General features: G+C 41.2%; 9 protein-coding genes. 5 read left to right on the forward strand and 4 right to left on the reverse strand.

All coding sequences use genetic code 11. The annotated features are described in order from the left end of the window. The first annotated feature begins 149 nt into the window (after window positions 1-149). The 3 genes from bcp (at window position 150) to F7734_RS30100 (ending at window position 1,398) form a co-directional block, all read left to right on the forward strand. Complete coding sequence (gene bcp, locus F7734_RS30090) at window positions 150-626, forward strand: thioredoxin-dependent thiol peroxidase (protein ID WP_155748246.1); 477 nt, start codon at window positions 150-152, stop codon at window positions 624-626. A 128-nt stretch (window positions 627-754) separates the two neighbouring features. Next, entirely contained in the window at window positions 755-994 is a 240-nt protein-coding gene (locus tag F7734_RS30095; RefSeq protein ID WP_155748247.1) for a type II toxin-antitoxin system prevent-host-death family antitoxin, read from the forward strand. After that, window positions 991-1,398 carry a type II toxin-antitoxin system VapC family toxin gene (locus F7734_RS30100; protein WP_155748248.1) on the forward strand — a complete coding sequence of 136 codons (408 nt, stop codon included), beginning with the start codon at window positions 991-993 and terminating at the stop codon, window positions 1,396-1,398. Before F7734_RS30095 ends, F7734_RS30100 begins: the two co-directional genes overlap by 4 nt. 574 nt (window positions 1,399-1,972) lie before the next feature. Here F7734_RS30100 and F7734_RS30105 read toward each other — a convergent pair. The 3 genes from F7734_RS30105 to thrS form a co-directional block, all read right to left on the reverse strand. After that, complete coding sequence (locus F7734_RS30105) at window positions 1,973-2,278, reverse strand: type II toxin-antitoxin system RelE/ParE family toxin (protein ID WP_155748249.1); 306 nt, start codon at window positions 2,276-2,278, stop codon at window positions 1,973-1,975. Beyond that, on the reverse strand, window positions 2,263-2,451 hold the full coding sequence (locus F7734_RS30110; RefSeq protein WP_017744636.1) for a hypothetical protein: 189 nt from the start codon (window positions 2,449-2,451) through the stop codon (window positions 2,263-2,265). The genes F7734_RS30105 and F7734_RS30110 overlap by 16 nt, the downstream gene beginning before the upstream one ends. Before the next feature lie 75 nt (window positions 2,452-2,526). Next, entirely contained in the window at window positions 2,527-4,356 is a 1,830-nt protein-coding gene (thrS, locus tag F7734_RS30115) for a threonine--tRNA ligase (RefSeq protein WP_155748250.1), read from the reverse strand. 1,002 nt (window positions 4,357-5,358) lie between these two features. On the opposite strand from thrS, the gene F7734_RS30120 reads away from it, so the two are divergent. Further along, window positions 5,359-5,697, forward strand: coding sequence for a DUF2605 domain-containing protein (locus F7734_RS30120; RefSeq protein WP_155748251.1), 339 nt, complete (start codon window positions 5,359-5,361; stop codon window positions 5,695-5,697). 190 nt (window positions 5,698-5,887) lie between these two features. Further along, a complete protein-coding gene (locus tag F7734_RS30125; protein WP_155748252.1) occupies window positions 5,888-6,193 on the forward strand; it encodes a DUF2973 domain-containing protein in 306 nt (101 codons plus the stop codon). Window positions 6,194-6,265: 72 nt separating this feature from the next. Here F7734_RS30125 and F7734_RS30130 read toward each other — a convergent pair whose 3' ends face one another. Continuing rightward, entirely contained in the window at window positions 6,266-8,545 is a 2,280-nt protein-coding gene (locus F7734_RS30130; protein ID WP_155748253.1) for an amylo-alpha-1,6-glucosidase, read from the reverse strand. Window positions 8,546-8,911 lie beyond the last annotated feature (366 nt).

The following is an 8,911-nucleotide window of genomic DNA, read 5'->3' on the forward strand; positions in this document are numbered from 1 at the left end:
ACTAAGACTAAATATCACTGAACTTGAGCAAATGGTAAATTTTTACCCAATACTGTTCCAAAAATTCAGCGCTATGGTTACTTTACTACAATATACTGAGAGAGAAGAACGAGTTTTCGTGACTCGATATATCTTAACTAAACAACCTTATGTCATATAGTATACCTGAAGTAGGACAAAAAGCGCCTGATTTTTCCGCACCAGACCAAGATAGTCATCAAGTGAGTTTGGGCGATTTTTCCGGTCAGTGGATTGTTCTTTACTTCTACCCAAAAGATGATACCCCTGGTTGTACGACAGAAGCCAAGGACTTCACTGAATTAAGTCAAGACTTTAGCAAATTGAATGCAAAAATCCTAGGTGTCAGTGTAGACTCAGAAAAATCTCATTGTAAGTTTATCAACAAGCATAATTTGTCAATTACATTATTAAGCGACCCCGAACATCAAGTTGCTGATGCATACGGTGCATGGCGATTGAAAAAATTTATGGGGAAAGAGTATATGGGTGTGGAACGTTCAACCTTTTTGATTGCACCCGATCGAACCATTGCATATACTTGGGCAAAAGTCAAAGCTAAGGGGCATGGGGCGACGGTACTAGCTAAATTGCAAGAATTGATATAGCAATCCTATTTGAGCAACAAATATGCATATTGGTTGTGGGTAACTTTGTCCAAACTTTTAGAAGCGGTCGAACACTGGAAAATTCACACAAAAATATTTAGACTAGTCTAAAACTAGACTAAAACTTTATGGAATCAATCGGCTCATACGAAGCAAAGACACACCTTCCCAGCCTTCTTGAACGAGTGGCAAAAGGAGAGGAATTTACGATTACAAAGCATGGAGTTCCGATTGCACGACTCGTTCCTGTAGAAAAAGAGCAACAGCGTGATATTAGATCGGTCATTGAAGAGTTAAAGAAGTTCCGAAAAGGACATACCCTAGGGGGTCTTTCAGTACGAGAGATGATTGATGAGGGTAGAAAATGAAATTTGTTCTTGACTGTTCAATAGCAATGGCGTGGTGCTTTGAGGATGAAGCAACAGAATTTACCGATTCATTACTAGAGGAACTAGCAGAAGGAAGTACAAAAGTTCCCTCCATCTGGTTTCTTGAAGTTGCAAATGTTCTTGCGATCGCCGAACGAAAAGGGCGAAGCAATCAAGCAAAGATTTCTCAATTTCTCGGACTCTTAAATAGTCTTCCCATCACAGTTGATACAAAAACTGAAGAGAAAGCATTTACCGACATCCTGACTCTTGCACGAACCCATAAACTAACTTCCTACGATGCAGCATATTTAGAACTTGCGCTCCGTGAAGGATTACCTCTTGCAACTCTTGATGAAGGACTGAAACGAGTTGCGTCCAAGCTTGGCGTAACCACACTGTGACTAAATCTTGAGTTTCAGTTCTTGCGTGCAAGTGATACTTTACATCCAGATGGAGAATTCTTGAGCTGGTGAGGTGTGACTGTAGGTGCATTAGCTACGTAGTGATGACTTGCATATCATGCAACATCACTTTATTCTCAGTTTGTATCATAAGAAAAAGCTAGTCGGGGATCTTGTAGCTATTGGTGGGCTTTAGCCCTACCTACTATTAATACCGTTTTCAGATGAAGATGCATAGAAAAAACCTCCACCATCTGTAGCATCTCTCCTTACCCCCCTTAATCCCCCCCTTATAAAGGGGGGAAACAGGAAATAAATTTTCCTCCCTTTTATAAGGGGAGGTTAGGAGGGGTAAAAATAATGTGCAACTTTATATTAAATTGGTATAAGCTACCTACTGTTAATTATTTCCTTGTTTAATGAAAATAATGAGCAAACCCGACGACAGACGCGCCGGGTTTGAAAGTGATATGTAAAGAATGGATGAAGAAAAAGGATAAAGAATGAAATTTTTTGGTACCTTATCCTTTATGCTTCATACTTTTTTGATGGTCTATCATCTTCTGTCATCTTGTTAATCCGTTTCCAAATGTGCTTGTGGTAAGAGCCTTTTGCCATGAATAACTGCCGCAATCGTCACAGTGTTACCTTGAATCTGATAAATAATTCGATAGGTATAAGCAAACAGTTCCCTAATGCTACCGTCATTAAATTCTGGAACAATTGGTTCAGAATTTGGGAGTTTGCCTAACTTACGAGAAGAATCAAGTATTCTCTGAACTACTGTGGCAGCGTAGGAAGCGGAGTCCCGAAATATGTATGCCGCGATCGCGTCTACATCTTCAAGCGCTTTGGGAGACCAAACTACTCGATAAGCCATTTACGTAAAAGCGCCTCGGCTTCCTCTTGAGAAATAGTGTCCTTACTGTCAGCTGCCAACAACCCCTGACGCACTTTTTCAAGTACGTACAGGTGGTACTGAACATCCTCAACAGAACAATCGTCTGGTAGTTTGCTCAGCAGAGATTGGACTTTTTCCTTTGTAGTACTCATAGCATTTTTTTTAGTAAATTTATATGAATTATTTTTTAAGGGTAGGCAAAGAACCTACCCTCAATCTACATTCTGTTAAAAGTTTTCGTACTTCGCAATGGCATCCTTCATCTTGTCTAATACTTCTGGCATAGGCATACTACCTAATTCTCCTGAAGCTCTAGTACGGATACTGAGAGTATTAGTTTCTACCTCTTTTGCTCCCACCACTGCCATGACGGGAATTTTTTCTTTCTCAGCATTGCGAATCAGTTTACCAAGGCGATCGCCAGTGGTATCCACTTCTGCACGAATACCCAACATTTTCATTTTTGCTGCCACATCCTTTGCATAATCCAGTTGTCCTTCTCCCACTGGCAACAATCTAGCTTGTATTGGGGACAACCACAAAGGAAAATCGCCTGCATACTCTTCAATCAAGATACCGATCAGCCGTTCTAGGGAACCGAAAGGCGCACGGTGAATCATAACTGGGCGTTTGCGGACTCCATCTTCTGCCACATATTCCAAATCAAACCTTTCTGGCAGGTTATAATCTACTTGCACCGTTCCCAACTGCCACTCTCGTTCCAAAGCGTCACTGAAAATAAAGTCAAGCTTGGGACCGTAAAAAGCCGCTTCTCCAATTCCCAAAAAATGCTCCATTCCTAACTGTTCCACAGCACGCTGAATGGCACCTTCTGCTTTTTCCCAAACATCATCCGAACCAATATATTTATCGCTCGCCGGATCGCGGAAACTCAGTCTAGCTTTAAAGTTTTTCAGTTGCAGTTTGTTAAAGACAGACAAAATCAAATCCACAACATTGAGAAACTCACTATCCAACTGTTCTGGCGTTACAAATAAGTGAGAATCATCAACCGTGAAACCCCTCACCCTTGTCAAACCACCCAATTCCCCAGATTGTTCGTAACGGTAAACCGTTCCAAACTCTGCCAACCGCATTGGGAGTTCTCTATAAGAACGCAAATCGCTCTTATAGATTTGGATGTGAAACGGACAATTCATCGGCTTGAGGACGAAACCTTGCTCTTGTTGTTCGGCTTCTTCATCCTCCGCCATCAAAGGGAACATATCTTCTTTATACTTCTGCCAGTGCCCGGAGGTTTTAAATAAGTCAACTCTAGCGATGTGAGGAGTCACTACTGGCAAATACCCGCGTTTTAGTTGCTCTTGTTTCAGGAACTCTTCTAAAAGACTCCTCAACAAGGTTCCCTTTGGCGTCCATAATGGTAACCCCGGTCCCACCAAGTCAGAAAAGATAAATAATCCCAGTTCTTTACCCAGTCTCCGGTGATCTCGTCGTAGTGCTTCTTCCTTACGCCGCTTATATTCGGCGAGTTGTTCTGGTGTTTCCCAAGCTGTCGCGTATATCCGTTGTAACTGTGCTCTATTTTCATCTCCACGCCAATAAGCACCTGCAACACTTTCCAATTCAATTGCTTTTGGGTTAAGCTCCTTTGTATTTTCCACGTGAGGTCCGGCGCACAAATCCCACCATTCATTTCCTAGATGGTAAATTGTAATCGGTTCCTCTTTAATGTCTGCTAAGATTTCCAACTTATATGGTTCGTTAATTTCTTTAATACGGCGTTCAGCTTCTTCTCGGCTAACTTCTTCCCGAATAACTGGTAACTTTTTATTAATTAACTTTACCATTTCTTTATAAATGGCTTTCAAATCCTGTTCTGAGAAGGGATCGGGGTTGTCGAAGTCATAATAAAAGCCGTTCTCAATCCAAGGACCGATTGTAACTTGCGCCTTAGGAAACAGCTTTTGTACAGCCATTGCCATAACGTGAGAGGCAGTGTGGCGAATTTTTTTGAGAGTTTCTGACTCGCTGGTACGCGGCAAATATACTATCTTCTCAGGTTTTTCCAGTTTATTAGATGATTCTGGCGGCATCGGCTATAAAATAATTGGCGAAACGATCGAACTGTTAACTTATGAGTTAAATTTATAACAAATATTACTAATTATAATACACTTTTATTTTCCTCTTGTCAGCTTTTATTTGTTGTCAGTTGCGAACCTTAGTATCTCAATATAACCATTTTTGAGTGCTTTCATTCATTGTTTAACAACTATTAAGTCATTCATAGAATCTAACCCTATATAGTTGCTTTTCGCTCGTGACTCTGATAATAGTGGGGTAGATGTTCTAGTTTTCCCATTATCAACACAGCCCCTATCGAGCTGGCTCAACTTGATAAGTATGCTATGCACTCTCCTGATTTGTAAGCTTGCAAGCTAAATATGACTGGTTGAATAGCTGTGGGTTTATTTTTATAAACCCAACTGCTTGATTGATTTTTAATAAAGAGTTAACACAATGTTATAAGTAATGGTTCTGACTAATTTTAGATTTTTACAACATTTTACTATTAACAGGAGTCAACCACTCAACTGCCCTCTCGGTTCTGGTAAGTTTTCATCGTTTATATATAAGTTTAACTTAACTTATTGTTAACTAATAATTATAAGGCTATTTATCCCCGTATTAGGGGGCTGAGACTCAGGGCTGGGGAGAAATGGCGGCAAGATCTAGCTGTCAAACCCCCAACTTTTTAAGGAAGCCAGGGTTTTGACTAACCCGCAACTCTCAGTTTTCTGAGAATTAGTAAAATATTTTCAAACTTTTAAAACCCTTAAAGAACTGATACTGTGTATTTTATGAGATAGGTATATGCGGCAATTGCTGGCAATCTTGCCCGGAGTATTCATGGTTTTTTTAAGATCCCCCTGCGGAATCTGTACAACTGCCTTTAAGACTTTATATAATAGAACAACTGTAGCTAATGTTACAGATTCTGGAAAATCTCCGACTTATGAAAGAGATTTAAAAAATGTTAAGAATCTTAAATAGAGTTAATATTAGTATGAAAGTTAAGAATATGCTTCTCATTTATGCAAGACTCTAATCTATCGGAATCGGAGTTGCTCAAAACGGTTTTGCAACCACTATTAGAAGATTTTCAGTATTGGTTTGCGCGATCGCGCAACTTTTTGGAAACAGAGCAGCTTTCATTTATGAGTCCAACTGAACAATCAGACTTACTGATGAAAGTCAAGCAAGCACAAGCGGAAGTAAACACGGCTAAGATGTTATTTACAGCAACTGACAGCAAAGTAGGAATTGATATGGCAACGTTAGTACCTTGGCATCAATTGGTCTCGCAATGCTGGAATGTAGCCATGCGCTTCCGTCAAATGCGAGATAATGAACAGCATAGAGACAGCATATAAGTCAAGATTCCTTAACATTTTGGTCAAGGCAATGTGTATATTATGCTACTTTTCTTTTTTCTGAGTTAAAAATTCTCATTTTTATGAATACTAGCGCACCTAAAGTGCGTCAAGCATTTGGCATCTTTGGCATTCACGGACTGCATTTAAAAACTCATCATTAAAATTAGCTACTTCTGGAGGAAAAACAATGTTGCACCTACTTTACATTTTTGCTTTTACCTTACTAGCTTTCATAGCGGTTGCAAATTTAATTCGCAATTTGATTTTATTTAGTTTTGATAGAGAGCGAGTGTATCCACCAAAATCAGTATCTTTAGGAGAGCGGAACACTCATAAATCCTTTACACCGCACCCAGAATTACTGGATGCGTCAGGTAACTTAATCAGAGAACCATTGTTAGTCATGCGATCGATCAACGTTGACGACGCCCGTCAAAAACTTGATGCACTTTACGAAGCATCCCCAGGACAAAAAATTGAGAAAGAAGAATAAGTTATGAATTATGAATTATGAATTATGAAATTTTTGAAAATTCATAATTCATAATTTATCATTCATAATTCTTTAGGCTTCAATTACGACTCGAAGGTTACCGCGTTTCTTAGCAACGCGGCAAGCTGTTGTACTTCCGGAACGCTCAAATTCTAGATCGAGGATTGTACCACCAACGCGCAAATTGTGTAGGGACAGACGATTTATCGACTCCGGTAAGGCAGGGTCGATAATTCGCAAGCAATTGTTGGGAGCATCCGGCACTAAGTTGACTATCATTTGCAGCAGTTGGAAAATGCTGCCAGTAGCCCAAGCCTGAGGCGTACAAGCAACAGGATACTGCACTGGGGCATTATCCCCGTTGCGCTCGTAGCCGCAGAATAACTCTGGAGGACGACCATAGGGCTGCTGGTTAGTCATGTCGAATAAGCCCTCAAAAAGTTCCAAGGCTTGGTCAATCAAACCGAGGGAACGCAAACCCATGGCAATGAGGGAATTATCGTGGGGCCAAACCGAACCAATATGATAGCCCATGGGATTGTAAGCAGGTGATAAGCTACTTAAAGTACGAATACCCCAACCATTAAACATATCCGGACCGCGCAATCGTTCGGCAACACTGTATGCTTTTTCGTGAGTAAATATTCCTAAATGCAAGCAGTGACCGGGATTTGAGGTGATGCTATCTACATGAATGCCATCCCCATCCAAAGCCAAAGCACAAAAATCTTGGTCTTCCATCCAAAAGTCTCTGTTGAAGCGAAGCTTGAGATTTCTGGCTTCTTCCATCCATCGATCTGATAAATCTATGCGCTTCTTCATCCTAGCAATTTCTGCTAAGCGTATTTTGGCAGCATAAACATAAGCTTGTACTTCACAAAGGGAAATCGGTCCGTTAGCCAACTCTCCTTTGCGGTTAACAATACAATCTCCAGAATCTTTCCACCCTTGGTTGGCAAGCCCCTTTTTAGATTTGCGATAGTAGCTGAGATAACCCGTGTTTTTCATACTGCGGTCAACCCAATCCATTGCCTGGAGTGCATTTGACCAAAGCTGTTCTAAAGTCTCTCCATCATGAGTCCAAGCGTAATACTCAGCATATAGCATCAACCACAGGGGAGTGGCATCCACCGTACCGTAGTAAGGTGTGTGAGGAATTTCCTGACAGCGTGCCAATTCTCCAAAACGCAACTCGTGTAACATCTTACCCGGTTCTTCGTCTCGGCGATCGTCGTGTACTTTTCCTTGGTAATTTGCCAGTATGTATAGAGTTTCCTTAGCAATCTGAGGATTCAACATCAAGGTTTGAGAAGCCGTAATGATGGAGTCTCTGCCAAACAGCGCGGAGAACCAAGGTACGCCTGCGGAAACAGTCTTGTATTTACCAAAAGATTGGCGTAATAAATACATATCCTGTTCGGCACGCTCAATAATTCGATTAAAATAGCTTTTATCCGAGCGAATTTGTGTAATTTGATGCACCCAGTTTTGCTCTTCCATCAACTCAGAAGCTTTTGCCTGTCCTAAGGTGATAGCAGCACTGACTGTAGAACTCGATTGGTTGTTGGTTAATAAATTCACTCGATAGCCCAACTTTTGGGTTTCGTGGGAAGCCAATTCCAATCTCCAAATAGCAGTATACCCTTTGAAAGTGTCTGGTTGCCGATGCTGGAATTGAATGCGGGATTCCATCACCAAATTGTCAAGACCTTGATAGGCAAGTGAGAGTGATTGTTCCTTATGCGTTGGGTTTTGAGTTTGTGCAAGAACGCCTTCAAGAGACGATGTTTCCTCCTGTGCGTCCTCTACCTGCCGCAAAAGTTTTCCCCTATTGTCGCGGCTATAGCCACGGACTTCAAAGAGATCGGCAAAATCTGCTTCAAAGCTGATACTGAGTTCAACAGAAATAGAAGTTGTGCTATAATTTGAAACTTCCAATTCTTCAAAGAGAGCGCCATTCAGTACAAATTCCCGACGAATCCCTAATGTGTCTGGTCTCAAGCGATCGTCTATTCTGGGGTTGGTACATAAGACTGACAGTGAAAATCCTTTGTCGGCTGTACTGCTCAGGAGTACGGGGGAATGTCCTTCAATTTGCAATTCCAAACGGCTGAGGAATCGCGTATCACTGCAAAACAGCCCCAAACTCGGACCGTCATTTAACCCGCAACCAGAGACATTTCCAAGAGTGTCTGTTATAAAAAATAAATCATCGTCTTTAACCGTCAACGTTGGCTGCGGTTTTTCACTGATTACGCAGGGCCACTCTGAAATAGGGACTTGGTCAGCAGGAACAAAGGTTTTTCCGTCCAGAACAATTTTATCCGGGGTCATGAGGGTATCCGGTGTCATCAGCTAATATCCGTGTGTATAGGTCTACTTGTTTTTCGCGTTCGCATCAGCGTCAACAGGACAAAAGACGCCAATCCGAACTGATTTGAGCCACTGAGTCAAAATAATAATTGCATACACCTGATTTTCTTACCCCACCCTAGCCCTCCCCTTATAAAGGGGAGGGAACTAGATTTCTTGTTTCCCCCTTTATAAGGGGGGATTAAGGGGGGTAATCCAACTGTTCGGGAATTGTAAATTCAATTTCCCCCCTTTATAAGGGGGGATTAAGGGGGGTAGGGGGCTATGTGTAAGTCCTATTTATCAATATTTATTTCTTACAAATTTTATAAGAAGAGTGACATATGAGATTTTGAGCAAATATTT

Source organism: Scytonema sp. UIC 10036 (assembly GCF_009725235.1).